25 protein-coding genes and 1 tRNA gene are annotated in these 23,529 nt (G+C 70.8%); 15 read left to right on the forward strand and 11 right to left on the reverse strand.

Annotation, left to right across the window (positions count from 1 at the left end):
- Nucleotides 1-4 precede the first annotated feature (4 nt).
- Nucleotides 5-478, reverse strand: coding sequence for a thioredoxin-dependent thiol peroxidase (gene bcp, locus OHA72_RS15365; RefSeq protein WP_327008497.1), 474 nt, complete (start codon nucleotides 476-478; stop codon nucleotides 5-7).
- A 122-nt stretch (nucleotides 479-600) separates the two neighbouring features.
- On the opposite strand from bcp, the gene OHA72_RS15370 reads away from it, so the two are divergent.
- Together OHA72_RS15370 and OHA72_RS15375 are read left to right on the forward strand one after the other, a co-directional pair.
- Nucleotides 601-2,334, forward strand: a complete 1,734-nt coding sequence (locus tag OHA72_RS15370) for a copper resistance CopC/CopD family protein (protein WP_442788584.1) — start codon at nucleotides 601-603, stop codon at nucleotides 2,332-2,334.
- Between the two features lie 757 nt (nucleotides 2,335-3,091).
- Nucleotides 3,092-4,846: a hypothetical protein gene (locus OHA72_RS15375; RefSeq protein WP_327008499.1), complete on the forward strand. Its 1,755-nt coding sequence runs from the start codon at nucleotides 3,092-3,094 to the stop codon at nucleotides 4,844-4,846.
- On the opposite strand, the gene OHA72_RS15380 is transcribed toward OHA72_RS15375, so the two are convergent.
- Complete coding sequence (locus OHA72_RS15380) at nucleotides 4,838-5,455, reverse strand: copper resistance CopC family protein (protein ID WP_327008500.1); 618 nt, start codon at nucleotides 5,453-5,455, stop codon at nucleotides 4,838-4,840. The genes OHA72_RS15375 and OHA72_RS15380 overlap by 9 nt on opposite strands.
- A 51-nt stretch (nucleotides 5,456-5,506) precedes the next feature.
- Here OHA72_RS15380 and orn point away from each other — a divergent pair, with 51 nt between their 5' ends.
- Complete coding sequence (orn, locus tag OHA72_RS15385) at nucleotides 5,507-6,145, forward strand: oligoribonuclease (protein ID WP_327008501.1); 639 nt, start codon at nucleotides 5,507-5,509, stop codon at nucleotides 6,143-6,145.
- A gap of 53 nt (nucleotides 6,146-6,198) precedes the next feature.
- A tRNA-His gene (locus tag OHA72_RS15390) sits at nucleotides 6,199-6,274 on the forward strand.
- A gap of 62 nt (nucleotides 6,275-6,336) precedes the next feature.
- Here OHA72_RS15390 and OHA72_RS15395 read toward each other — a convergent pair.
- The 5 genes from OHA72_RS15395 to OHA72_RS15415 form a co-directional block, all read right to left on the reverse strand.
- Nucleotides 6,337-7,284, reverse strand: coding sequence for a hypothetical protein (locus OHA72_RS15395; RefSeq protein ID WP_327008502.1), 948 nt, complete (start codon nucleotides 7,282-7,284; stop codon nucleotides 6,337-6,339).
- A gap of 168 nt (nucleotides 7,285-7,452) precedes the next feature.
- Entirely contained in the window at nucleotides 7,453-8,706 is a 1,254-nt protein-coding gene (locus OHA72_RS15400; RefSeq protein ID WP_327008503.1) for a delta-60 repeat domain-containing protein, read from the reverse strand.
- Nucleotides 8,707-8,782: 76 nt separating this feature from the next.
- The gene (locus tag OHA72_RS15405; RefSeq protein WP_327008504.1) at nucleotides 8,783-9,202 is read right to left on the reverse strand and encodes a globin; all 420 of its coding nucleotides are present in this window, start codon (nucleotides 9,200-9,202) and stop codon (nucleotides 8,783-8,785) included.
- The gene (locus OHA72_RS15410; protein WP_327008505.1) at nucleotides 9,199-10,701 is read right to left on the reverse strand and encodes an MFS transporter; all 1,503 of its coding nucleotides are present in this window, start codon (nucleotides 10,699-10,701) and stop codon (nucleotides 9,199-9,201) included. The genes OHA72_RS15405 and OHA72_RS15410 overlap by 4 nt, the downstream gene beginning before the upstream one ends.
- A 245-nt stretch (nucleotides 10,702-10,946) precedes the next feature.
- Entirely contained in the window at nucleotides 10,947-11,972 is a 1,026-nt protein-coding gene (locus OHA72_RS15415; RefSeq protein ID WP_442788721.1) for a mechanosensitive ion channel family protein, read from the reverse strand.
- A gap of 213 nt (nucleotides 11,973-12,185) precedes the next feature.
- Between OHA72_RS15415 and OHA72_RS15420 the strand changes: the two genes are divergently transcribed.
- Nucleotides 12,186-12,725 carry an HNH endonuclease gene (locus OHA72_RS15420; protein WP_327008507.1) on the forward strand — a complete coding sequence of 180 codons (540 nt, stop codon included), beginning with the start codon at nucleotides 12,186-12,188 and terminating at the stop codon, nucleotides 12,723-12,725.
- Between the two features lie 23 nt (nucleotides 12,726-12,748).
- On the opposite strand, the gene kynU is transcribed toward OHA72_RS15420, so the two are convergent.
- On the reverse strand, nucleotides 12,749-13,999 hold the full coding sequence (gene kynU / locus OHA72_RS15425) for a kynureninase (RefSeq protein WP_327008508.1): 1,251 nt from the start codon (nucleotides 13,997-13,999) through the stop codon (nucleotides 12,749-12,751).
- Between the two features lie 116 nt (nucleotides 14,000-14,115).
- Here kynU and ctaJ point away from each other — a divergent pair, with 116 nt between their 5' ends.
- Together ctaJ and OHA72_RS15435 are read left to right on the forward strand one after the other, a co-directional pair.
- On the forward strand, nucleotides 14,116-14,418 hold the full coding sequence (ctaJ, locus tag OHA72_RS15430) for an aa3-type cytochrome oxidase subunit CtaJ (RefSeq protein ID WP_327008509.1): 303 nt from the start codon (nucleotides 14,116-14,118) through the stop codon (nucleotides 14,416-14,418).
- A complete protein-coding gene (locus OHA72_RS15435) occupies nucleotides 14,405-14,809 on the forward strand; it encodes a DUF5130 family protein (protein ID WP_327008510.1) in 405 nt (134 codons plus the stop codon). The genes ctaJ and OHA72_RS15435 overlap by 14 nt, the downstream gene beginning before the upstream one ends.
- A gap of 175 nt (nucleotides 14,810-14,984) precedes the next feature.
- Here OHA72_RS15435 and pepN read toward each other — a convergent pair whose 3' ends face one another.
- Nucleotides 14,985-17,576: an aminopeptidase N gene (gene pepN / locus OHA72_RS15440; protein WP_327008511.1), complete on the reverse strand. Its 2,592-nt coding sequence runs from the start codon at nucleotides 17,574-17,576 to the stop codon at nucleotides 14,985-14,987.
- A 160-nt stretch (nucleotides 17,577-17,736) separates the two neighbouring features.
- Here pepN and OHA72_RS15445 point away from each other — a divergent pair, with 160 nt between their 5' ends.
- Genes OHA72_RS15445 through OHA72_RS15455 form a run of 3 tightly spaced genes read left to right on the forward strand, consistent with a single transcriptional unit; the run spans nucleotide 17,737 to nucleotide 19,079 of the window.
- Entirely contained in the window at nucleotides 17,737-18,366 is a 630-nt protein-coding gene (locus OHA72_RS15445) for a mycothiol-dependent nitroreductase Rv2466c family protein (RefSeq protein WP_327008512.1), read from the forward strand.
- A 25-nt stretch (nucleotides 18,367-18,391) separates the two neighbouring features.
- Entirely contained in the window at nucleotides 18,392-18,748 is a 357-nt protein-coding gene (locus tag OHA72_RS15450; protein ID WP_327008513.1) for a hypothetical protein, read from the forward strand.
- Nucleotides 18,749-18,761: 13 nt separating this feature from the next.
- Entirely contained in the window at nucleotides 18,762-19,079 is a 318-nt protein-coding gene (locus OHA72_RS15455; RefSeq protein ID WP_327011570.1) for a DUF3817 domain-containing protein, read from the forward strand.
- On the opposite strand, the gene OHA72_RS15460 is transcribed toward OHA72_RS15455, so the two are convergent.
- The gene (locus OHA72_RS15460) at nucleotides 19,047-19,979 is read right to left on the reverse strand and encodes a cation diffusion facilitator family transporter (RefSeq protein WP_327008514.1); all 933 of its coding nucleotides are present in this window, start codon (nucleotides 19,977-19,979) and stop codon (nucleotides 19,047-19,049) included. The two genes, OHA72_RS15455 and OHA72_RS15460, sit on opposite strands and share 33 nt — an antisense overlap.
- A 120-nt stretch (nucleotides 19,980-20,099) precedes the next feature.
- Between OHA72_RS15460 and OHA72_RS15465 the strand changes: the two genes are divergently transcribed.
- The 5 genes from OHA72_RS15465 (at nucleotide 20,100) to OHA72_RS15485 (ending at nucleotide 22,784) form a co-directional block, all read left to right on the forward strand.
- Complete coding sequence (locus OHA72_RS15465; protein WP_327008515.1) at nucleotides 20,100-20,525, forward strand: ATP-binding protein; 426 nt, start codon at nucleotides 20,100-20,102, stop codon at nucleotides 20,523-20,525.
- Nucleotides 20,526-20,670: 145 nt separating this feature from the next.
- Nucleotides 20,671-20,868, forward strand: coding sequence for a hypothetical protein (locus tag OHA72_RS15470; RefSeq protein ID WP_327008516.1), 198 nt, complete (start codon nucleotides 20,671-20,673; stop codon nucleotides 20,866-20,868).
- Between the two features lie 17 nt (nucleotides 20,869-20,885).
- Complete coding sequence (locus OHA72_RS15475; protein ID WP_327008517.1) at nucleotides 20,886-22,052, forward strand: DUF1015 family protein; 1,167 nt, start codon at nucleotides 20,886-20,888, stop codon at nucleotides 22,050-22,052.
- 56 nt (nucleotides 22,053-22,108) lie between these two features.
- The gene (locus tag OHA72_RS15480; RefSeq protein WP_327008518.1) at nucleotides 22,109-22,297 is read left to right on the forward strand and encodes a hypothetical protein; all 189 of its coding nucleotides are present in this window, start codon (nucleotides 22,109-22,111) and stop codon (nucleotides 22,295-22,297) included.
- A gap of 13 nt (nucleotides 22,298-22,310) precedes the next feature.
- Entirely contained in the window at nucleotides 22,311-22,784 is a 474-nt protein-coding gene (locus tag OHA72_RS15485) for a ribose-5-phosphate isomerase (protein ID WP_327008519.1), read from the forward strand.
- An 8-nt stretch (nucleotides 22,785-22,792) separates the two neighbouring features.
- Here OHA72_RS15485 and OHA72_RS64670 read toward each other — a convergent pair whose 3' ends face one another.
- Nucleotides 22,793-23,140 carry a hypothetical protein gene (locus OHA72_RS64670; RefSeq protein ID WP_442788722.1) on the reverse strand — a complete coding sequence of 116 codons (348 nt, stop codon included), beginning with the start codon at nucleotides 23,138-23,140 and terminating at the stop codon, nucleotides 22,793-22,795.
- Nucleotides 23,141-23,529: the final 389 nt, after the last annotated feature.

Below are 23,529 nucleotides of genomic sequence, written 5' to 3' on the forward strand. Positions count from 1 at the left end.
GCCGTTAGTCCAGGCCAAGGTCACGCCTGAGCTTCGCCACGTGCCCCGTCGCCTTGACGTTATAGAGGGCGCGCTCGATGTGTCCCTTCTCGTCGATGACGAAGGTCGAGCGGATCACGCCCAGCACGGTGCGCCCGTAGTTCTGCTTCTCGCCGAACGCGCCATAGGCCTTCAGGACCGCCCGGTCGGGGTCCGACACGAGCGGGAACGTGATCGCGTCGCGCTCGCGGAACTGCGCCAGCTTCGCCGGGGAGTCCGGGGAGATGCCGATCACCTCATAGCCGGCGGCCTGCAGCGAGGCAAGATTGTCACGGAAGTCGCACGCCTGCTTGGTGCAGCCGGGCGTCATCGCGGCCGGATAGGCATAGAGGACGACCTTGCGCCCCCGGAGGTCGGCGAGCGAGAGAGGCTCATCGCGATCCGTCTGCAGCGTGAACTCGGGAGCCGCGTCACCCGGCTCCAGGCGTGTCGTCGTCATGGTCCGGGACTCTATCGCGCGCCGGTGATATCCATGGCGGCGTATAGCGTTACGTCCAGGTGTCGTGACGCATCGTATAAACCCGACCCCCGCGGCGGCATCTGCGGGAAAAGCGCGAAATCATGGTCCGCATGACCCGCCGCTCATGGTCCATCCCCCTGGCCGTGCTCTTCGGAGCGCTGCTGATCCTGGTGCTGCCTGCCGCGCCCGCCAGCGCGCACGCACTCCTGGAGCGCACCGCCCCGGTCGCCGGCAGTGTCGTGGATCAGATGCCCGGTGAGATCACGCTCACCTTCACCGAGCCGGTGCGCATCGTCGCCGACAAGATCCGCGTCACGGCGCCCGACGGCAGCCGCGCCGACACCGGCAAGCCCGTCGCCCGCGACGCCGAGCTGGTCATCCCGATCAAGCCCGGCGGCCCCAAGGGCACCTATCTGGTCAGCTACCGGGTCATCTCCGCCGACAGCCACCCCGTGAGCGGCGGCTACAGCTTCTCCTACGGTCAGGTCTCCGCCGTGCCCAGCACCGGCGACGCCGGTGCCGACGTCAAGACCGACGCCCTGGTGAAGAACGCTATGTCCGTCGCGCGCTTCATCGGCTTCGCCGGCCTGGTCCTGCTGGTCGGCCCCGCCCTCGTCCTGTTCGCCCTCTGGCCGCGCCGGCTCTCCGCCCGCGACCCGGGCAGGGTGGCGCTGACGGGCGCCGGCCTGCTGGCGTTCAGCGCGGTGCTGGAGTTGTACCTGCAGATTCCGTACACGTCCGGCACGACGCTGTTCGACGTGTCCTCGACGGCCACGCGTGAGGTGCTCGGCACCCCGTTCGGCGCCGCGCACCTGATCCGGCTCGCCGTCGCGATCGCCGCCGCGGTGCTGCTCCGGCCCCTGATCGCCGGTCGCGCCGGCAAGATCGACCAGACGCTGCTGATCATCCTCGGCGTGGTCGGGCTCGCCACCTGGCCGATCTCCGGCCACCCGAGCGCCTCGCCGGTGCCGACCCTCACCGTTGTCGCCGATGTCGCGCACCTCGCGTCGATGGCGGTGTGGCTCGGCGGCCTGGTGATGCTGTTCGCGTTCCTGCTGCGACGCGCCGACACCCGGGAGCTGACGGCGATCGTGCCGGTCTGGTCCGGCTGGGCGCTGCTGGCGATCACCGTGCTGGTCCTCGCCGGCACCGCCCAGGCGCTCGTCGAGATCGGCACGATCGACGCGCTGACCGGCACCACGTATGGGCGGCTCGTCATGGTCAAGGTCGCGCTCCTGGCGGTCGTGCTCGGCGTGGCGGCGTATTCCCGCAGCATCACCAACCGGCGCTTCACGCCCGCGCCCGATGAGTCGTCCGACGAGCCGGCGGATTCGTCCGACGAGCCGGCCGATTCGTGGGACGCGCCGGCCGAGCCCGCCGACCGGGTCCGGCTGCGCCGGGCGGTGATGATCGAGGTGCTGATCGCGGTCGTCGTGCTGGGCTTCACGTCGGTGCTGGTCCAGACGAGCCCGGCCCGTAGCGCGCAGGCGGGCGACAACGCGGCGACGGGACCGTTCAGCACGACGGTCACGACCAACCTGGTGAAGCTCGAGGTGGACGTGTCGCCGGGGAGGGTCGGGCCCAACACCGTCCACCTGTATGCCCTCAAGCCCGACGGCTCGGGGCCGCAGTCGGTCGCGGAGTGGAAGGCGACCGCGGCGTTGCCGGCGAAGGGCATCGAGCCGATCGTGCTGCCGACGCTGACCATCACGCCGGACCATGCGACCGGCTCGGTGACGCTGACGCCGGCTGGGACGTGGGAGTTGAAGTTCACGGTGCGTGTCGATGATCTGAACCAGACGACGATTGCGGTGCAGGTGCCGATTCGGGGCTGACCGCTTTGGGTTGCTCTGGCTCTGCTCAGCCGATGCGCTGGCTGCCTTGTGTTGCTGGTCGCGTGCGGTGTTGTCATGCCCGTAATAGAAGATCCAGCACGGTTGCGGCCTTGGTGGTTCCGCGCGGCCTGCGGCGGCGCGAACGGGTAGCGCGGTCGCCGTCCGTGCCGTAGTTGCGGTGATGCCAAGTCAGGTCCGAACTCACATGATCCAGCGCCGTCGGGCGCGTCATTCGGTGCTGCAACGCCGTCGCTGCCAGAAGAGCGAAAACCATCGATTGCTGGACTGGGGAGTACCAGCGCTCGGACGGCGATCTTCGACGCCCGCCCTTGATCGATGGACGGCCGTGGTCGTCATCGCGGCCGGATCCGTCATTCGATCAAGGCTGCAAGATCACCCGCTGGCTGTGACTGTGCCGGGTCGAGGTGTGTCGATTTCGCGGCGGATGTGTCGTTGCCGCTCGGACTTTCCGGCGCGCGGGCCGCCGCCGTCGGCGGGTGGTACTCCTCGGTCTAGTCATCGACTCCGATCGCTTCTCTGTGATCGCGGAACTTCGCGGGGGCTGGGGTGCCACCGAGGTTCCGTGATCACGGCGACGAGCGCGCCGTCGCAGTGGTGGGCGGGGCTTGGTTGGGGGGAAGTGGCACCTGGGCGGGTAATTCGGGGCTGATTAGGGGGTTTGGAGGAAAGAGGGTAATTCGCGGGATTTTTGGCGGTATTGTCGGCTTCGGATCGCTGGGGGGAAGGGGCCGCTGCCATGGTCGTGCGTCTGGTTCGGGCGGGTGTCGGCGCGCTGCTGCTGCTCATTGCGGTGCCGCTGGCGCTTGCCGGTGGCGGACTCTGGGTGGCCATGGAGCATCGCGCCGCCGATGACACCTTTACGGCGCGGCTGGAGCGGCTGCGCTCCGGTGGCCGCGCGGTGGTCGTGCCGGACATCGACGCGTTGCTGCGAGCTGACGCGCCGTTCGCGCGGGGTGGGCAGACGACGCTCAGCCTGTCGGCGGTCGGCTCCAGCGGCCCCCTGTTCATCGGGCTGGCGCCCGAGGCCTCGGTGCAGCGGTACCTCGACGGGCTCGTCCAGGCTCGCGTGTCGCGGGTCCGGCTCGCCCGGGGGCCGTTGCCGGTCGAGCTGACCGAGGTCGAGACCCGCGCCGCCGCCGCGAGTGCCGGTGCCACGGCCGGGCGGCAGGCCGACCCCGGCGCCGGGGCGCAGACCGCGGGCCCGGTGCAGGGCGGCCCGGCCGTTGCGGGGCCCGGCACCGACCTGGGGTCCGGCGACGGGACCGGCGGCACCGCAGACCCGAACGCCGGGGACCCGAACGCCGGCAACCCCGGTGGTGCGGCGGACCCGAACGCGACGACCGGCGGTGACCAGGGCGCCACCACGATCGGCCCGAACGCCACAACGGGCGACCCGAACACCAACCCCGGCGACCCGAACGCGAGCCCGGCCGACCCGAACGCCACCCCGGGGCCGAACGCCACCAACGACCCGAACGCCACGACGGGGCCGAGCGCCACCGGGGCGGGTAGTGGTGACGCCGCAGGCGGGGGGACCGCCGTGCCGCTGGGAGCGCCGGCGGGGCAGGAGTTCTGGCTGGCGGAGAGTGTCACGGCCGGTGGCGTGGCGCGGCTGACGTGGTCGCCGTCGGCGTTGCGGGGGCGGCACCTGGCGCTGGTGGTCATGAACGCGGACGGCACCGCCGGGATCAACGCGACGGTGACGGCCCGGCTCGCGCCGGCGTGGATCGGGCCGACGGCCGGTGGGCTGCTCATGCTCGGCACGGCGCTGTTCCTGCTGGCGTTGCTGATCCTCGCGTGGCCGCCGCGGCGCGCCGAGGAGCGGCTCGTGCTGCCGACGCTGCCGTCCCAGCCGGCGAAGGGCCGGGGGCGGGCAAGCCTGCGGCGCAACCTGTCCACGCTGTCGGACCCGATCGCAGCGCTGCTCAACCCGGTCGTGCCGAAGAACCGGGACACAGGACCGCCGAAGAACCTGGACGTGGCAACGGCAGAGAGCCTGGACGTGGCAACGGCAGAGAGCTTGGACGTGGCAACGGCAGAGAGCTTGGACGTGGCAACGGCAGAGAGCTTGGACGTGGCAACGGCAGAGAGCTTGGACGTGGCAACGGCAGAGAACCTGGGCGCGGCAATGGCGGGGAACCTGGACGTGGCGACGGCGGAGAACCGGGACGCAGCGCCAGTCGCCGTCACGATCGAGGTGACGAGGCAGACCGAGGTCGAGGACGACCGTCAGACCACGACGGTCGGTGTCGTGGTGACGGAGGAGCGCCCGGCGGAAGCAGCGGCAGAGCCCGCGGACGAGGCCGGTCCGCAGGTCGAGGCGCTCGCTGAGTCGGAGCTGGACCGGCCCGCCCTGGCGGCCGGGATCGACGACGACGAGCCGGGGCCGGTGGTCCTGCCGCCGCTGCCGAAGCTGCCGGCGATCGAGCTGCAGTTCACCTGGGCGCCGGTCGCGGTCGACGAGCAGGAAGAGGCGACCACCTCAAGCTGAGGCCGCCCGCCGGCGCCTCAGCAGGACGATCGTGCCGGCGGCGCCGAGCAGGACGACCGTGACGGCCGTCCACAGCGGCCAGTTGGCGCCGCCGCCGGAGTTGCCGGAGGTCGGCGCGGCGAGGGCCGTGGACGAGACGGACGAGGGCGGTGGCGCCGCGGACGACGACTGGGGAGCCTCGGGCGTCGGGGTGGCGGTGACCACGACGGGTGCCGTCGGCGAGGGCGCGTCGGACGGCGCAGCGACCACCGTGAACGCGAACGACCCCGACGTCTTGTGCCCGTCGGCTGACGTCAGCTCCCACGTGACCGTGAACTTGCCGGTCTTCGTGCTCTTCACCGGTTGCAGGACGGTGTTGCCGCGCGGCGAGATCGGGCTGCTGTTGACCACGGTGCCTGCCTCGTCGCGGACCGTGACCGTCGGGGTGAGGGGGAGCGTGTCGCTGAACGTGAGCCGCACCACTTCCGGCAGCGCCTGGACCGTCGAGCCGGCCGCCGGGTCGCTCTGCTTCAAGCTCGTGTGCGCCGCGGCCGGAGCGGCGCCCAGCAGGGCGCCGGCGAGCACACCGGCGGCGAGGAGCAGCAGGCGCGCAGACGTGCGATGGGTCACGAGCGAAGGATAAAGGTAACGAGGAGTCATTGAGTGTGAGAAGTCGGCCAGATGAACACTAGGCTGTGGGACGTGGGTGATCTTTTGGTCTGGATCGACTGTGAGATGACAGGGCTTGATCTGGGTAAGGACGCGCTGATCGAGGTGGCAGCGCTGGTCACGGACCCGGATCTCAACGTCCTGGGCGAGGGCGTCGACGTGGTGATCCACGCCGAGGACGCGCTGCTGGACGGCATGCTCGACGTGGTGCGCGACATGCATGCCAAGTCCGGGCTCACCGCCGCGGTGCGGGAGTCGGCGGTCACGGTGGCGGAGGCGGAGGACCTCGTCATGGGGTACATCACCACCCACGTGCCCGATCCGCGCACGGCACCGCTGTGCGGCAACTCGATCGCCACGGACCGGGGGTTCCTGGCGCGGGACATGCCCCGGCTGGACAACCACCTGCACTACCGGATGATCGACGTCTCCTCGATCAAGGAGCTGTGCCGCCGGTGGTATCCGCGGGTCTACTTCGGCCAGCCGCCGAAGGGCCTCGCGCACCGGGCTCTCGCGGACATCCGGGAGAGCATCCGTGAGCTGGAGTATTACCGCCGGACGCTGTTCGTGCCGCTGCCGGGACCGGACGTGGAGGCGGCGAAGGCCATCGGTGCGGAGCTGAGCCGGGAAACCGACACCCATACGCGCTAACCCAGTCGACGGATCCCCGTGCTCATGCCCTATTATTGGCGAGCACGTTCATGGTGGCTGTAGCTCAGTTGGCAGAGCACCGGGTTGTGGTCCCGGGTGTCGTGGGTTCAAATCCCATCAGTCACCCCATGCAGTTGCAACAGTTCAGCCCCGGTCCTCGGACCGGGGCTGAACTGTTCGTGGGGTAGTGCTCACTCCGCCGTCTGGCTGTCCGGCTGCTGTCCCGCGGTGGCTTCCTTCAGCGCCGCGGTGAGCGCCTGGTTCTCCGCCTGTGCCGCCGCGAGCTGCTGCTGCAGCCGGACGACCTCGGCGTGGGTCTGCGCCCGCACCGCCTCGATCGCGGCGATGATCGGCTCCGCCGCGAGCGGCGTGCCGCCGCCCTGGACCGCGGCGACGAGGCTGTTGATGGCGGCGGTCGCCGCCAGGTCCCGGGTCTCGTCGGCGGCCGCCGCGGCGATGAGCTGGTCGAGCTTCGCGGTCATCTGGTTCAGCGGGTTCGGGAATCCCTGCTCGGCCTGGTCGTTCCACGGGAAAATGAACTGGATCGGGTCGGTGCCGGCGACGAGTGCGGTGACGCCGCGCTCCGCGTTGGCGATGAGTTGAGAGTCGGTCACGCTGTAGTCCCTTCCTTGCAGGCGTCCGAGGGGGTCGTAGTCATCGGCCCGGTCGTCGTCGTCGACGTCGGACCGGCCGGAGATGTGGACGTGCCCCCGGTCCGACGACGACCTGGTGGTCCGCCGCAGCGGGTTGGCGCTGTCGGTCCACCGCTCCTGGCTGCAGTTGCCCTTTTCGTCGGTCCAGTTGAGGTACTTGATCCACATGGCGCCGGGGTGCCCGGCGTCACGGTCCTTGATCAGCTGACGGGCGATGTCGGCGTTCTCCTTGCGGTGCGCGCTGGAGCCGGACCGCGGCATGACGTCCAGTGCGCGGGCCTTCCACCGTTTGTTCTGCCCGGGCCAGCCGGTCACGGAGAACGGCGTGTGGTCCTCCGGTGTGTTGGCCTGCAGGTGCGCGTCGTTCGGATAGTCGTAGACGGTGAGGCCGTATCCGCGCAACGTGGCCTGCACCGCCTTGGCCGGGCGGATCAGGGTGTACGGACGGCCCGCTTTGAGCCAGTCGCGATATCCCTGAGATGCCATCTGGTTCCCTCCCTCCATCAGCGTTCGTGCATCCCAAACTTATTCGTCGCGATCGAGGTGTGCATCGACACCGGCCACCATTGGGCCGGATGTCGCCGCGAGTTGTCCGCGCAGTCAACGAAAAAAGGCCCCCGTCAGGGTGACGGGGGCCTTTCCTGCCATCGGGTCCTACAGGGGCAGCATCGCCAGGCGGGCGCGCCACTCGCCGCCGATCTTCTCGGTGTCCGAGCCGACGAGCAGCCCGTACGGCGTCGCGAGCAGCGCCCTGGCGCCGATGCCGCGCGGCTCCCGCTTCGGGTTGAACGCGGTGGCCTTGCCGGTCGCCGGGCTGATCGCGGCGATGCCGGGGCGGCTGACCGCGCCCTTGCCGGCGGTCTCCTTGCCGAACGGGTTGTCCATCCAGCGCTGGTGGCCACCGACGTAGACGGCCGGGCCGGTGTCCGCGACCGAGTACAGCGAGTCCCCGCCGGTCCAGTTGGTCCAGAGCGGCTTGTGCAGGCCGGTGCCGCGCAGGTCGAAGCGGGCCGCCGTGTCGCACATCAGGTGGTCGCCCCACTTGCGGCCGGTGGAGACGATCGTCGCGTACGTGCCGGTCGGGTCGAAGTCGATGCCGCGCAGGTACGTCTCGAACCCGGCACGGCAGGGCTTGGTGTAGACATCGGTGTACCAGTCGGCCAGGCGCGCCGAATCGGCCGCGTTCTCGATCACGACGACCTGGGCGCGGTACTGGCCGAACGCCTGCTCGACCGCGCCGACGGCGGCGAGACGGTTGCCGTCGGGGCTGATCGCCAGGTCCTCGAGCTTGACCCTGGTGAGGTTCGGCGCGGCGAGCTTCGCGTCGAACGTGGTGTCCGCCCAGCCGCTGGTGGCGTTGAGGCGGGCCAGGCCGGCGCGCTTCTGGCCGCCGATGCTGGTGAACGAGCCGGCGGCGTACAGCCACGGGCCGAACGTCACGAGGCTGCGCGTGTCGCCCCAGTTGATCTCGCCGGTGAAGGCCGGGACGCGCTTGCCGTCGGCGAGGCTGAGCTGGGCGATCCCGCGCTGTGCGCCGCCGCCGATCTTCTGGAACGCGCCGCCCGCGTACACGGTGTTGTTGGGACCCGTGGCGAGCGTGAGGACCACGTCGTCGGCCTCCGGGGCGAACGGCAGGATCTCGCCGGTCGTCGCCCGGTACGCGAAGATGTTCTTGCGTTTGAGCTTGGCCTTCTTGCCTGCCGGCACGACGGTGGTGAAGTCGCCGCCGACCACGACCACGTCGCCGACCAGCGCGAACGCACGCACCTCGCCGTCCAGGACGTTCGGGGTGTAGTCGACGGGGTTCGTCGACACGGTCGATGCGTGGTTCAGCGCGGCGGAGGCCGGGATGGCGACCGCGATCGCGGCCAGTGCGGTTGCGGCGGCGGCGAGCAATCGTCGGCGCATACGTGCGGCTCCTTCGTTAGTGCAGGGGGGAAGCGCCCAACATGGGGCGCATACACCACTAACGAAGGAAAGTTACTTAAGACACGATCTGTCCGATTCCGTGGGCCGGCTCGTCCCCGGGGGCGTTGACCATGAAGTGGGCGGCGCGCTCCAGGTATTCCCACAGCACGGCCTCGGCCTCGGGGGCGAGGGCGATCGCGTCGACCGCCCGGCGCATCTGCCGCAGCCACGCGTCGCGCTCCGCCGGACCGACCGTGAACGGCGCGTGCCGCATCCGCAGCCGCGGGTGGCCACGGGTCTCGGAGTAGGTGGAGGGGCCGCCCCAGTACTGGATCAGGAAGAGGCGGAACCGCTCGTTGGCCGGCCCGAGGTCCTCCTCCGGATACAGGGGCCGCAGGATCGGGTCGTCGGCCACGCCGGCGTAGAACTCGTCGACCAGCTTGCGGAACGTCGGCTCGCCGCCGACGAGCTCGTAGAAGTTCGGGGAGGACGTCACCCGTCAACTATGCCGCGACCGCGGCTCAGTGACCGAGGCGGGAGCCCACCGAGCTCCGCGGTGCGCTCGCTGAGGTCGACCGTGCGCTCCGCCGGGTCGGCGACCGGCACGCGGCGCTGCGCCGGCCCGGGCGACGGCCGCGGGCGGCGGGTGGGCAGCGGCGCGCGACCGAGGTCGATGGTGACCTCGCCGAATTCCTCGTTGGCGCCGTGGGTGGGGGAGTGCTCGTCGGCGGCGACCCGCACCTTGTTGGCGGTGATCGCGTCGGCGATGGTGGCGTGCGCGGGCCAGGTGGCGACGATGACCGCCATGACGACCACGCCGGCGATCGCGAAGTAGCCGACGACCTGCGGCAGCGGGTAGTGGCTGGCGAGCCAGCCGGTGAACAGGATCGAGCCGCCCTGCACGAGGTGGACGCCGCTCTGCATCACGCCGAACGCCCGTGCCCGGTACGCCGGCGGCAGCACCTGCACGAACAGCCCGTTGGTGGCGGGCAGCGTGCCGGACAGCGCCGCGCCGGAGATCAGGGTCATCGCCACGACGCCGTAGATGTTGAGGTCGAACAGAGCGGGCACCAGCGCCAGGGGCGTGACGAGCGCGAACGGGCGGATGAACGCGTTGCGCCGCTGCGGCTTGACCAGCCAGGTCATCACGATGCTGCCGGCGACGAACCCGACGGCGGCGGCGACCATGATCGTGCCGAGGTAGACGGCGTTGGAGCCGCCGGCCAGGTCGGCGGACCAGGCGGCCGCGAGCCCCTCCGGGACCACGCCGAAGCAGACCCCGCAGAACACGACGAGCGCGATCGAGCGCATCACCGGGGAGCGGAACACCACCGTGTAGCCCTCGGCGGCCTCCCGCATCAGGTTGCTGCGCTTGTCGGCGGTAAGGCTCGGCGTGCGCTCCTTGACCCGCACCGCCACCAGCAGCGCCGAGATGCCGAAGCTGGCGGCGTTGAGCAGCAGCGCGTACCGGGCGTCGACGGCCGTCAGCGCGGCGCCCACCGCATACCCCACGATCAGGGCGAACTGGCCGGCCGTGCGCTGCAGGGTCAGCGCGGTGACGTAGCGCTCACCCTGCAGGATCCGTGGCAGCAGGGCCGAGCGGGCGCTGTCGAACGGCGGGCTCAGCAGCGCGCTGACGAACAGCAGCCCGATCAGGCCGCCGACCGGCAGGCCGCCGAAGACCGCGAGCGCGGTCATGATCGCCATCCGGACCAGGTCCGACAGGATCATGATCTTGCGGTACGAGTGGCGCTCGCTGATCGCCGACAGCAGCGCGCCGATGCCGAGCCACGGCAGGTAGCTGATCGCGAACGCCGCCGCCGACGCGATCGGCGAGCCGGTGCGCATGTAGACCAGTGCGATGACGGCGGCCCGCGCGGCGCTGTCGCCGAACCACGACAGCGCGCTGGCGCTGAACACGGCGAGGTATTCGCGGTCGGTCAGGACCTCCCGCGCGCTGGCCGGGCGGTCAGCGGACTCGTCGGGATCGGACACCGGTGGAGCCCCCTTTCCATCGGTCACGACAGCGGCGTCAAACGTTCGCGGGCGCGGCCGAACCGGTGTGCCCCGGCGCCGAGAGGGGTCGAACGGCGCCGGACCGGGACATTGTGCAGCGATGCACCTGAACGAACGGACGATAACCGACTAGCCACCCGATGCGCGACCCTACCCGATGCGCTGGCCCCAACTGACCGCAAGATCGGACAAAAGAGTCGTGTCGGGGGTCACTCGAAGGAACCTCAGGTCGGGCCGGCCTGACCTGACTCCGGACCGCCGTTGGTGTCGGCGGGCGGGCGGATGAACATCCGCGACGCGGTGATCTGTGCGGCGATCCCGGCCTTCTCCAAGGCGTCCGTCAGCCGCCGCCGCAACTCGCGGCCGACCCGCCACTGCGCCTCGGTCGACGTCTTGACCGTCGTGCGCAGGACCGCACCCTCGGCGGTGATCTGCTCGACGCCCAGCACCTTCGGCGGGTCGATGAAGTCGTCGACGAACTCGGGGTCCTCGGCGACCGCCTCGGCCGCCTCGCGCAGCACCGCGGTGGCCTGGTCGACCGCGACGAACCCGACCGGCACGTCGATGTTGACGACGGCCCAGCCCTGGCTCTTGTTGCCGACCCGGACGATCTCGCCGTTGCGCACGTACCAGACGACGCCGGAGGCGTCGCGGATGGTGGTGATCCGCAGGCCGACCGCCTCGACGGTGCCGACGGTCTCGCCGATGTCGACCACGTCGCCGATGCCGTACTGGTCCTCCAGCAGCATGAACAGCCCGGCGATGAAGTCCTTGACCAGGTTCTGCGCGCCGAAGCCGATCGCCAGGCCGGCGATACCCGCGCTGGCCAGCAGCGGCCCAAGGTTGAGGCCGATCTCACCGAGCACCAGCATGGCCGAGATGCTGAACACGACCGCCGAGGCGATGCTGCGCAGCACCGAGCCGAGCGCCCGGGCCCGCTGGTTGCGCCGCTCCCAGGGCGCCGTGAGCGAGTTGGGCAGCCGCCGGCGCAGGGGCCGCAGCAGCGAGCCGCCGGTCTCGCTCTCCGAAACGGTGTGCTTGATCAGGCGATCGATCGCCCGGTGGATGATCGCCCGGATCAGGAACGCCAGGACGATGATCATCACAATGGTCAGCGGCTTGACGAGGATCCAGTAGCTGCTCTCGGCCAGCCAGGGGATCTTCGTCTGCTGGTACACGAACTCGCAGAACCCGTTGTCGGAGCAACTCGGGGTGGGTTCGGGCGCCGGCGTCGGCGACAGGGCGAGCACGCTGCTCAACAAGCACTCCTTGACAAACCGGTGCGAACGGGGGGAAGTCCGCACAAACACTCGGGCGACCCCGCGAAGGTTCACCCGCCGGCCGCAAATAGTACGTGCAATCCGAGGATCTATCAGGGACGATTAGCGCACGGACCGCCGCCTCGGTGGCCCGCTACACAGACCTTCTCCAGGGAGTTTCCTTCACGCACTAGGGGGACGGCGATGCCTGACATACGACCCGCACGAGTATCGGGTGCGCTGGTTCTGAATGCCACCTACGAGCCGCTGTGTGTCGTGTCTGTCAGACGTGCCACCATTCTGGTCCTCACTGCGAAGGCGGTCTGCGTCGCGGACGGTGAGGGCATCCTGCACAGTGCGATGAATGAGCTTCCGGTCCCTTCTGTGGTCAGGCTCACGCGCTACGTCCGCGTGCCGTACCGCACACACATAGGCCTGTCCCGCCGGGGCATCTTCGCCCGCGACGGCTGGCGGTGCGCCTACTGCCGGGGCCCGGCGGAGACCATCGACCACGTGATGCCACGCAGCCGCGGCGGGCGGCACGCATGGGAGAACGTCGTAGCCGCCTGCGCTCGCTGCAACCACACCAAAGGTGACAAAACGCCAGCCGAACTCGGCTGGCGTTTGCTTGCCATCCCACACGCGCCCAAGGGCGTCGCCTGGCGGGTCCTCGGCCACCGCACCCCCGACCCGCGCTGGGCGGACTGGCTCGACGTGCCGATGGACGGCCAGCTCGCCGCCTGATGCCGTGGCGCCGGGCGGGTGGCTCAGGTCACCCGCCCGGGCGCCGCCTCGAACTCGCGGTAGGACCCGCTGGTCACGATGTCGCGCAGCCGGGCCATGCCCTCCCACACGTCCACGAACCGGGTGTACAGCGGCGCGAGCCCGATCCGCAGCCGCTGCGGGGTCCGGAAGTCCGGGATGACCCCGGCCGCCTTCAGCGCCTGGCAGATCTGCCAGGCCTGCGGGTGCTGGAACGTCAGGTGCGACCCCCGCTGCGCGGGGTCCTTGGGTGTGGCGAGGGCCAGGCGGTCGCCGAGCCAGGCCTCGTTGAGCTCCGAGGTGTACCGCAGCAGCTCGGCGCTCTTGGCGTACAGGTTCGCCACGCCTGCCTCGGCGGTGATCCTCGCCCCTTCGAGCACCGCGTAGCCGCCCAGCACCGGCGGCGTGCCGACTTGGAAACGCTCGATCGACTCGACCGGGTCGTACCCGGCGTCCATCGCGAACTGGTCCCGCTGGCCGAACCAGCCCCAGATCGGCTGCCGCAGCCGCGCCTGCAGGTCACGCCGGACGAACAGGAACGCCGGCGCGCCCGGCCCGGCATTGAGGTACTTGTACGTGCACCCGACCGCCAGGTCCGCGCCCGACTCGCGCAGCGGCACCGGCACCGAGCCCGCGGAGTGGCACAGATCCCACAGTGTGAGGGCCCCCACCCGGTGCGCGGCAGTGGTGATCGCCACCATGTCGGCGAGCGCGCCGGACCGGTACGCCACGTGCGACAGGCACACCAGCGCGACGTCGTCGTCGAGTGCGGCCGCGATCCCCGCCGGGTCGACGCCCGCGTCGATGTCGGTCGCTACCACCCGCAGTTCGAGACCTCTGGCCTTCGCCAGGCCCTCCAGGACGTAACGGTCGGTAGGAAAGTTGTCGTCGTCGGTGACGATGACCCGCCGCTGCGGGCTCGCGTCGAGCGCCGCGGACGCCAGCTTGAACAGGTTGACGCTGGACGAATCCGACAGGATGACCTCGCCGCGCCCGACGTCCAGCACCCCCTCGGCGATCACGTCACCGGCGCGTCCGGCCAGGTCGATCCACGTGTCCCAGCCCCGGATCAGCTCGCCGCCCCACTCCCGGTCGATCGCGTCGTGCAGCCGGTCACGCGTGGTGAGCGGCAGCCGGCCGAGCGAGTTGCCGTCGAAGTACACGAGGCGCTCGTCCGGGATGTGGAAACGCGTGCGGAAGTGACCGATCGGGTCCTGTGCGTCACGCGTTTCGGCATACTGGCGGCTGAGGTCCATGGAACTGACGGTATCTCTGCGAAGATCGGCAATACCCCCCGGCAACGCGCTGGTCATCATGGCCCGCTAACGTGAAGCCGGTCTTTTAGTCCCTTCGACGCCTGGGGGCGTTGAGCTTGTCCATCATCGAGACGACGCTGATCTTCGCCGGCATTCCGGCACTGGTCATCGTGCTCATCGCGGGCGCCAGCTACGCCGGGAGTGCCCGGCGCGGCAAGCGTTACCGGCCCGGCCGGCCGTTCGACTTCACGCCGGTCTGGTTCCTGTCCGTGCCTGAGCAGGTGACCCAGGCGGCGAGAGCCCGCGAGCTCACCGGCGCGCGGCGGGCCGAACTGACCGCCGGCGCGCCCGCCGTGACCGAGTGGTCCGGCGACAAGGCGCAGCCGCACGTCATGGGAGGCGCAAGTGACCGGTGGTAACGGAGCTGGCCTGAAGGGCCAGCCCGACGTCCTCAACGGGCCGTTCACCACGCGCCAGCTGCTGCGCCTCGACGAGGCGCTGCGCCTGGCCGACTCGTCGACCGGCCTCACCTTCAGCATCTATGTCGGCGACCTCGAGGAGCCGATGCGCGGTTACGCCGAGCAGCTGCACGGGCAGCTCGCCGACCCGCCGCACTCGGTGCTCATCGCGGTCTCGCCCAACCAGCGGACCCTTGAGATCATCACCGGTGGCGAAGCCCGTCGCCGCCTGCCCGACCGTGCGGCGAAGCTGGCCGCGCTGTCGATGGCGGCGGCCTTCGGCGGCGGCGACCTCGCCGGCGGCATCGTCGCCGGGCTGTCCCAGCTCGCCGACCACGCAGGGCGGCACTGACCGCACACCTCGCACGCGTTTGCCGACGGCGCGCCGTCTCCGCCCTGGGAGCCGGCGCGCCGCCGCTTTCCGCGATGCGGTAGAGGTGTCGTGCACCCCGGGGTCCAGGTGAGGCGTGGACGGCGAAGGGCGGAGCCGGTCAGTGCGACCAGCCCCGCCCTCCGGTGCGAACGTGTCAGGTCGCCGCGGCGTCCTTGGCCCGGGCCTTCAGGGCGCGGACGATGCCGTCGCGGCCCTCGCCGACCAGGCGGCGCAGCGGTGCGGGGCGGCCGGGCTCGGCGAGCCAGGCCTCGGTGCGGGCCACCGTGTCCTCGCTGACCTGGAACGACGGGTAGCCGAGCTCGACGAACTCGGCGGCCGGCTCGGAGTCGCGGTTCTCCCACACGGGCATGAGGGCGTCGAAGAACGCGGGCAGGAACGCCGCGGTCAGCGAGACCTGCGCCGAGTGCTGGAAGCCCTGCAGCAGCGAACGCTGCAGCCAGTTCGGCAGGTGGTGGTCCTCGACGAGGCGCCGCCACGTCTCGGCCTTCGACTCGGCCGTCGGGATCAGGGCCCGGGCGAGGGCGGCCTGGCGTTCGCCGCTGGCGGTGCGGTCGCGGTCGAGCTCGGCCTCGATCTCGGCCGGGTCGGCGGCGCCGTTGGCGATGAGGGCGTGCAGGATGCCCCAGCGCAGGTCGGCCTGGATGGTCAGGCCCGACGGGACGTCGACGCCGTTGATCCAGCCCGTGAGGATCGCGAGGTCGTCCGGGGTGCGGGCGGCCGCTGCGAACGAGCGGGCCCACGCGAGCTGGAAGCCGCTGCCGGGGACGGCGTCGCGGAGGGCGGCGCGGGCGGTGGCTGCCAGGACGTGCCAGCCCTGCGGGGCCCAGGCCGGGTCGGCGTAGAAGACCAGGGCCGACTGGGCCTGCCGGATGGTGGCGGTGACCAGGTTGATGTCGCGCTCGGCGGGCAGGCCGGACGCGATCAGCTTGATGTAGTCGCGGACCGCGAGCTCGGCGTCGCGGACCATGTCCCACGCGGCGGTCCAGACCAGCGCCCGGGCCAGGGAGTTGTCCATGCCAAGGATGTGCTCGGAGACCGTGTCCATCGAACGGGCGTCGAGGCGCAGTTTCGCGTAGGTGAGGTCGTCGTCGTTGAGCAGCAGGACGTCCGCGGCGCGGCGGCCGGTGAGGGTGGTGATCTCGGTGCGCTCGCCGTCGACGTCGGCCTCGATGAGCTCGCGGCGGATCAGGGCACCGTCGACCACGTCATACAGGCCGATGCCGATGCGGTGGGTGCGCAGCGTCGGATACGCGGCGGGGGCCTCCTGCAGGACGACGACCTGCTCATAGGTGCCGTCCGCGGCGATGGTCAGCTCCGGGCGCAGGGTGTTGACCTGCGCGGTCTCCAGCCACTGCGCGGCGAACTTGCGCAGCTCCTTGCCGGAGGCGGACTCCAGGGCCGACAGGAGGTCGTCGAACGTGGCGTTGCCCCACTGGTGCTGCTGGAAGTAGGCGCGAAGGCCGGTCAGGAAGGGGTCGATCCCCACGTACGCCACGAGCTGCTTGACGACGCTGGCGCCCTTGGCATACGTGATGCCGTCGAAGTTGACCTCGACCGCCTCGACGTCGGGCATCTCGCAGTAGACGGGGTGGGTGGAGGACAGCTGGTCCTGCCGGTAGCCCCAGTTCTTGCGGATCGACAGGAACGTCGTCCAGGCGTCGGTGAAGCGGGTCGCGCGGGTGTTGCACCAGTGGCTCGCCCACTCCGCGAACGACTCGTTGAGCCACAGGTCGTCCCACCAGCGCATCGTGACGAGGTCGCCGAACCACATGTGGGCGAGCTCGTGCAGGATCGTGTTGGCGCGCTGCTCGTATTCGAAGTCGGTGACCGGTGAGCGGAACACGTAGTGCTGCTCGGCGTGCACGACGCAGCCGAAGTTCTCCATCGCGCCGGCGTTGAACTCCGGCGAGTACACCTGGTCGTACTTCGGCAGCGGGTAGCGGATGCCGAACTCCTGGTGGAAGAAGTCGAAGCCCTGCTTCGTGATGAGCAGGATGTCGTCGGCGTCCAGGTACTGCTTCATCGACTGGCGGCAGAAGACGCCCAGGTCGATGCCGTCGTGGCTGTCGCGGACCTCGTGATACGGCCCGGCGCAGACCGCCGTGACGTAGGTGCTCATCCGCGGCGTGGGCGGGAAGTGCACGGTGAGGCCGTCACGCCGCTCCGGCGGCATGTTGGAGATGACCCGCCAGTGGGCCGGCGCGGTCACGTGGAACGTGAAGCTGGCCTTCAGGTCGGGCTGGTCGAAGCAGGCGTAGACCCGCTGCGCGTCGGTCGTCTCGAACTGGCTGTAGAGATACACCTCCTTGTCGACGGGGTCGACGCTGCGGTGCAGCCCCTGCCCGGTCGTGGAGTAGGTGCCCTCTGCCTCGACCACCAGGACGTTGTCCGCGGCGAGGCCGGGCAGGCGCAGCCCGGTCTGCGGGGTCCAGTCCGACGTGTCGAGGGCGGCGCCGTTGAGCGTCGCGCTGAGCACCGTCGTGACCGCCAGCTCGATGAAGGTGTCGGCGCCCGGCTCGGCGCAGGTGAACCGCACCTCGGTGGTCGTCCGGAACGTGCCTTCACCTGGGTAGCCGGCGCCGTCCGTCAGGTCGAGACTGATGTCGTACGCCGCAACGTCGAGCAGGCGGGCCCGGTCGACCGCCTCAACCTGGCGTAGGTTGCGTACACCGGCCACGTGTCGTCTCCTGTCGTTCGCTGTGGCCGTCCCCGTCGACGGCGCCATCTTGAGTCTTCCACGTCCATGGCGGACTACGGAGGAGTGGCTCAGGTCACCCGGAGCCCGGCTGGCACGGGAAGCCGACGCTGAGTAAGGATCGAATCGGGTTCCCGACGCTTTCATCAGCGTTTCCGGAGTGCTTCTCCTTCAGTGAGGTGTCGCCGCCATGGCAGAAGAGCGCATCATCGCAGACATGTGGTTCGACCCGCGGTGCCCGTGGGCCTGGATCACCTCCCGCTGGTTGCTTCAGGTGGAGCAGGTCCGCCCAGTTGACGTGCGGTTCCACGTCATGAGTCTGTCGATCCTCAACGAGGGTCGCGACGATCTTCCGGCCCGATACAAAGAGGGTCTGGCCAAGGGTTGGGGGCCGGTGCGCGTCGCGATCGCGGCCGAGCAGAAGTTCGGCAACGACGTGCTGCGCCCCCTGTACACCGCGCTCGGCACCCGGATCCACCACGAGAAGCAGGAGCTGAGCCGGGAGCTGTACGAGGGTGCGCTCGTCGACGCGGGCCTGCCGGCGGAGCTCGCTGCGTACGCCGACTCGACCGAGTTCGACGAGCAGCTGCGGGAGAGCCACTTCGCCGGGATGAACCCGGTGGGCATGGACGTCGGCACGCCCGTCATCCACGTGCCGGGGTCGGACGGCAATCTCATCGCGTTCTTCGGCCCGGTCGTCACCCCCAGCCCGAAGGGTGAGGCCGCGGGCCGGCTGTGGGACGGCACGCTGCTGGTGGCCGGCACCCCCGGCTTCTTCGAGATCAAGCGCACGCGGGACGTGGGGCCGGTCTTCGACTGACGGGCTAGGGGTAGGCTGCCTACCTGTGCGGCGGTTCCTGACTCCCCGGTGGGTGCTCTGGCACGTCCTGGCACTCGCCGGGGTGGCCGTATGCCTGCTCGCCGGCCGCTGGCAGTATCAGCGGGCCGCCGCCGGCAACATGTTGAGCTGGGCATACACCGTACAATGGCCGCTTTTTGCGCTCTTCGTGGTGTTTTTGTGGGTGCGGGCCGTCCGGGACGTCCTCGGGCCGCGGCCGGTGAAGACGCAGGAGCCGCTGCGCCCGCGGGTCGCGCCCCCGGCCGCCGCCGCCGATGACGACCCGCAGCTGGCCGAGTACAACCGCATGCTGGCCTGGCTCGCCGACAACCCCGACCGCCGTCCCCGCGACTTCCCCGGATGAGGTACCCGTGCCCCTGAAGAACGCGCTCACCCGCTTCCGGATCATCGCCTGGATCGTCGGCGTGCTGCTGGTCGTGCTCACCGTCGGCACCGTGCTGAAGTACACGGCCGACGACGAGACGATCGTGGCCCTGGTCGGCCCGGCGCACGGCTTCCTCTACATGGCCTACCTGGTCCTGGCCGCCGACCTCGCCCGCCGCGCGAAGTGGAAGCTCGGCTTCACGGTGCTGGTGCTGCTGGCGGGCACGGTGCCGTTCCTGTCGTTCGTGGCAGAACGGGTCGTCACCCGCCGGGTCCAGTCAGCCCGACCCCTTGTAGGAAGCGCCGTGTGAGTCCACGCAGTGCTCGGCGTCGAGCGTGTGGTCGACCTGCAGCGTGGTGTGCTCGATCGCGTAGCGCTGCCGCAGGTGCTTCTCGATCGACTGGCGCACCGCGTGACAGTCCTGCGACGGCGCCACCAGCACGTGCGCGGACAGCGCCGGATAGCCCGAGGTGACCTGCCAGACGTGCAGGTCGTGCAGCTCGACCACGCCCGGCACGCCACCCAGCTCGCGGCCGAGCGCCGCCGGGTCCATCCCCGCCGGCGCCGCCTCCAGGAAGATCCGGCCCGAGTCGCGGACCAGCCCGAGCCCCGAGCGCACCATGAGCGCCGCCACGACCAGTGACGCGATCGCGTCGGCGCGGTGGAAGCCGGTGAGCAGCACGACCAGGCCGGAGACCGCGGCCGCGACGAACGCGAACAGATCCGTCAGCACGTGCTGGAAGGCGCCCTCCACGTTGAGGCTGGACCGGTCCGCCCGGCCGAGGACCCACACCACGAGCAGGTTGACGGCGATGCCCGCCAGGGCCGTGACGAGGACCGCGCCCCCACCGACCGGTGGCGGATGGATCAGCCGGACCACCGACTCGTAGGCGATCCAGACCGCGAGCAGCAGCAGCGTCAGCCCGTTGGCCTGCGCGGAGAGGATCTCGGCGCGCTTCAACCCGAACGTGAACCCGCCCGACGGCGGACGCGCCGCGAGCCGGGTCGCGAACAGTGCCAGGGCGATCGCGGCGGCGTCGGACAGCATGTGCGCGGCGTCGGAGAGCAGCGCCAGGGAGTCGACCAGCACGCCGACGGTCACCTCGACGGCCATGAAGCCGGTGATCAGCACCAGCGCAACGCCCAGCAGCCGCCGGTCGGCGTCGGGCGACGGGGCGTGGTGGTGGTCGTGATCGTGGTCGTGACCCATGTCTTGCATCTTATGCGGACTTCGCTATATGACGGCAGTCGTTTCTGCCACCGTATGCCGGGGCACTAGGTCGGTACGAGGTTGCAGCAACGATCTGAAGGGGGGGCAGGGCTCGTGGGCATGGAAATCCGGCTGACGCTCTCGTTGCCGCGCGATCGGTCCACCGTCCCGCTCACCCGCCGGGTCCTCGACGCCGCCCTCGGCGTGTTCTCCGTCACCCGCGACTGCCGCGACGACATCGGTCTGGCCGTCGGCGAGGCCTGCGCCAACGCCGTCCAGCACGCCGACCTCGGCGCCGACTACCAGGTCACGGTCACCATCCACGAGGACCGCTGCGTGATCGACGTCGTCGACGAGGGCATCGGCATGGACGCCGCGACCGGCGGCGACGCCGACGCGCACGCCGCCATCGACGCCGAGAGCGGCCGCGGGCTGCGCATCATCCACGCCCTCGCCGACATGGTCGAGTTCCGCCGGCACCAACCCCACGGGGTGGCGCTGCGGATCGTGAAGATGCTGACCAGGGTGACGCCGGCGCCCGCCTGAGCACGTCCTGGTGATTTCTCGACAGAACCGTGCCGTCGATTCCTCCGTGGTCTGCAATGGATCCGCACAGCCGGTGCGACTCCGGCACACCTGGGCGCCGTTGCGCAGTGTGCAACGTCACCCGCGAAGCCGGAGGCCCCGCACCATGACCACCGCTGTTGAAGACCCGACCGTGCTCGAAAGCCCGGCCGTCACCCGCTGGACCGTGCAGGAGCGGGCCTGGAAGCAGGACCTGCCCGACCTGCCCGACGACGTGATCGCGCTGCTCGCCCCGCCGGTCGTCGTCAGCGCGTCCACCATCGCGGGACGCGCGGTCCCCGATGCCGTGGCAACGGTCGCCTGAGCTATACCGTTTCGTCCATGACGGTTGCGTACCCGATCGCCCACGCCTGGCTCTCCACCGGAGGCACCGGCGCGCAGAACTACGACGAGTTCGCCGACGACGCGGAGATCACCGCGATCATCGCGGCGAACCCGTCCAGCGCCCTCGCCATCGAGATGCCCCACCGGGCGCCGGACAACGTCGGCCGCTCCTTCCGCGACAGCCTCCCCGACGCTGTGACCCGCCTCCAGACGGCCAAGGACGACGGGCACTACGCCGCCGCCGACGACGTGGTGGTGCTCTACCGGATCACCGCACCCGACGGCGCCCGCGCCTACGGGCTGTGGTGCATGGTCGCCACCGACGAGATCTCCACCAGCGCCGACGAGCCCGGCGCCGTCATCCGCAACGAGGACGTCTTCATCGAGAAGGTCCGCGAGCGGGTCGCCCTCGCCGAGGCCACCCAGCACCTGCTGTCGCCTGTGCTCCTGCTGCAGACCGCCCACGGCGACGCCCTGCACTCCGCCCTCGCCCAGGCGGTCGCCGACGCCGGCCGGCCCGTGGTCGCCGACACCGACCCGGCCGGGCGCAGCCACGAGATCTGGCCCGTCGGCGCCGGCACCACCCGCGACCGGCTGCTCGCCCTCGCCGGCGGGGGTGAGCTCGTCGTCGCCGACGGCAACCACCGCAGCCTCGCCGCCCAGACCGCCGGCTACCCGCGTTTCCTCGCCGTCGTCACCACGCCTGAGTCCGTGGCGATCCAGCCCTACAACCGCCTGGTCTCCGAGCTCCCTGACGGCGTCTCCTTCAGCGGTACGTCGCTCGCCGACGCCGAGGTGCCCGCCTCCGGCGGCCGTGTCCACCTCTACACGCGCGACGGCGCCTGGTCCGTCGAGCTGCCCCGCGACACCGACGGCGGCGTCATCGACAACCTCGACCACGCCCTCGTCGAGCGCCGGCTCTTCGCCGAGACCCTCGGACTGGACCCCGGCGACAAGCGCATCACGTACGTCGGGGGCGACTACCCCGCGTCGTGGCTGCGTGACGAGGTCGACGCGGGCCATGCCGAGCTGGCGGTGCTCATCGCCCCGGTCACCGTCGAGGACTTCGTCGCGGTCAACCTCGCCCGGCAGAAGATGCCCCGCAAGAGCACCTGGTTCACCCCGAAGGCCCGCGCCGGGCTGGTCGTCGCCCAACTGTCGTAGCGTCACCCGATCGTGGTAGACACTAGGCCGTTTCGTCTTCGGCCTGGGGTGTGCACATGCGGATCTTCATCGCGGCCATGGTCGCGGCCTTCGGTATCGGCGCCTTCGCTGCCGCCGCCCTCGTCTGGGACCGGCGGCGGCACTGGCGTCTCACCGGCGGCGCCACCGCCGGATGGGTCTCCGGGCTGCTGTTCGTGGGCCTCGCGTTGGTGGTGGGTTCCTGCCTGGGCCTGATCCAGTTCTGACAGACTTTCCGGTATGCGCGTCTATCTTGGTTCGGACCACGCCGGCTATGAGCTGAAGGTGCACCTGGCCGGCGCCCTGGGACTGCAGGGCTATGAGGTCGTCGACGTCGGCCCGGCGAAGTTCGACCCGGACGACGACTACCCGGTCTTCTGCTTCCACACCGGTGCCCGCGTCGTCGCCGACCCCGGCAGCCTCGGGGTCGTCATCGGCGGCTCCGGCAACGGCGAGCAGATCGCGGCCAACAAGGTCCCCGGCGTCCGGGCCGCCCTCGCGTGGAACCTGGACACGGCCCGCCTCGGCCGCGAGCACAACGACGCGAACATCGTCGCCGTCGGCGCCCGCCAGCACACCCTCGACGAGGCCACGGCCCTGGTGTCGGCGTTCCTGTCGACGTCCTTCTCCGGCAACGAGCGGCACGCCCGCCGCATCGCGCAGGTCCTCGAGTACGACACGACCCGCGTCCTGCCGCCCCTGCCCGACGCCTGACCGCCCGCTCAGGCGCGGGGGCGGTGACCCGGCCTGGTCAGCTCCTCGCGGGGCACCCAGCCGCGGCGGATGATCTGCAGGTCACGGTCGGCGGCCGCCAGGTCGTCGTCGGTGGGCCGGGCCGCGTCGCGGGCACGCATCGCGGCCGAGACGCTCACCTGCGACGCGCCGCCGCCGACCAGGCCACGCAGGCCACGCTCGGACACCACCTCGTCATGGTGATGATGGTGGTGATGGGCGTCGTGGTGGTGATGATCGTGGTCATGGTCGTGCTCGTCCTTGGCGTGGCCGGCGGCCCGCTCGCCGGGTGCGGCCTCGGACTCCGCCGCCTCGGGATCGTGGACGTTGGCGGTCATCGCGAAGGCACCCGACAGCTCCGCCAGCTGCGCAGGACTCGGCGGCGCCGGACTCGTCGGCGCGACGCTCGGCTGGGCGGCCGTGCTCGGCCTCGTGGCTGCGCCCGGCTGAGCGGCCGCGCCCGGCTGAGTGGCCGCGCCCGGCGGGGACACGGCGGCGGCCGACGGGACGGTGGCACCCGGCAGGGTCGCGGGGCTCGGCGCGGCGGCGGAGCCCGGCTGGGTGGTGGCGCCCGGCTGGGTCGCAGCGCCTGGCTGGGTCGCAGCGCCCGACAGGGTTGCGGGGCTCGGTGGGGCGGCGGCGGTCGACGGGCTTGGCCCCACGGCGGCCGGTCCGGGCTGGACTGCCGGGTCCGGGGGATCGCAGCCCCGGCGGCTGCGGCCGTCAC

The sequence above is a fragment of the Dactylosporangium sp. NBC_01737 genome (genome assembly GCF_035963215.1).
Lineage (GTDB): Bacteria > Actinomycetota > Actinomycetes > Mycobacteriales > Micromonosporaceae > Dactylosporangium.

Coding starts and splice junctions, on each gene's coding strand:
- OHA72_RS15445 (WP_327008512.1), top strand. CDS start 17,737: ATGGCAGAAGAGCGCATCATCGCAGACATGTGGTTCGACCCGCGGTGC.
- OHA72_RS15465 (WP_327008515.1), top strand. CDS start 20,100: ATGGAAATCCGGCTGACGCTCTCGTTGCCGCGCGATCGGTCCACCGTC.
- pepN (WP_327008511.1), bottom strand. CDS start 17,576: ATGGCGCCGTCGACGGGGACGGCCACAGCGAACGACAGGAGACGACAC.
- OHA72_RS15395 (WP_327008502.1), bottom strand. CDS start 7,284: ATGGCATCTCAGGGATATCGCGACTGGCTCAAAGCGGGCCGTCCGTAC.
- OHA72_RS15470 (WP_327008516.1), top strand. CDS start 20,671: ATGACCACCGCTGTTGAAGACCCGACCGTGCTCGAAAGCCCGGCCGTC.
- OHA72_RS15475 (WP_327008517.1), top strand. CDS start 20,886: ATGACGGTTGCGTACCCGATCGCCCACGCCTGGCTCTCCACCGGAGGC.
- bcp (WP_327008497.1), bottom strand. CDS start 478: ATGACGACGACACGCCTGGAGCCGGGTGACGCGGCTCCCGAGTTCACG.
- OHA72_RS64670 (WP_442788722.1), bottom strand. CDS start 23,140: ATGACCGCCAACGTCCACGATCCCGAGGCGGCGGAGTCCGAGGCCGCA.
- OHA72_RS15485 (WP_327008519.1), top strand. CDS start 22,311: ATGCGCGTCTATCTTGGTTCGGACCACGCCGGCTATGAGCTGAAGGTG.
- OHA72_RS15375 (WP_327008499.1), top strand. CDS start 3,092: ATGGTCGTGCGTCTGGTTCGGGCGGGTGTCGGCGCGCTGCTGCTGCTC.
- OHA72_RS15460 (WP_327008514.1), bottom strand. CDS start 19,979: ATGGGTCACGACCACGATCACGACCACCACCACGCCCCGTCGCCCGAC.
- OHA72_RS15370 (WP_442788584.1), top strand. CDS start 601: ATGGTCCGCATGACCCGCCGCTCATGGTCCATCCCCCTGGCCGTGCTC.
- OHA72_RS15400 (WP_327008503.1), bottom strand. CDS start 8,706: ATGCGCCGACGATTGCTCGCCGCCGCCGCAACCGCACTGGCCGCGATC.
- kynU (WP_327008508.1), bottom strand. CDS start 13,999: ATGGACCTCAGCCGCCAGTATGCCGAAACGCGTGACGCACAGGACCCG.
- OHA72_RS15480 (WP_327008518.1), top strand. CDS start 22,109: ATGCGGATCTTCATCGCGGCCATGGTCGCGGCCTTCGGTATCGGCGCC.
- orn (WP_327008501.1), top strand. CDS start 5,507: ATGAACACTAGGCTGTGGGACGTGGGTGATCTTTTGGTCTGGATCGAC.
- OHA72_RS15420 (WP_327008507.1), top strand. CDS start 12,186: ATGCCTGACATACGACCCGCACGAGTATCGGGTGCGCTGGTTCTGAAT.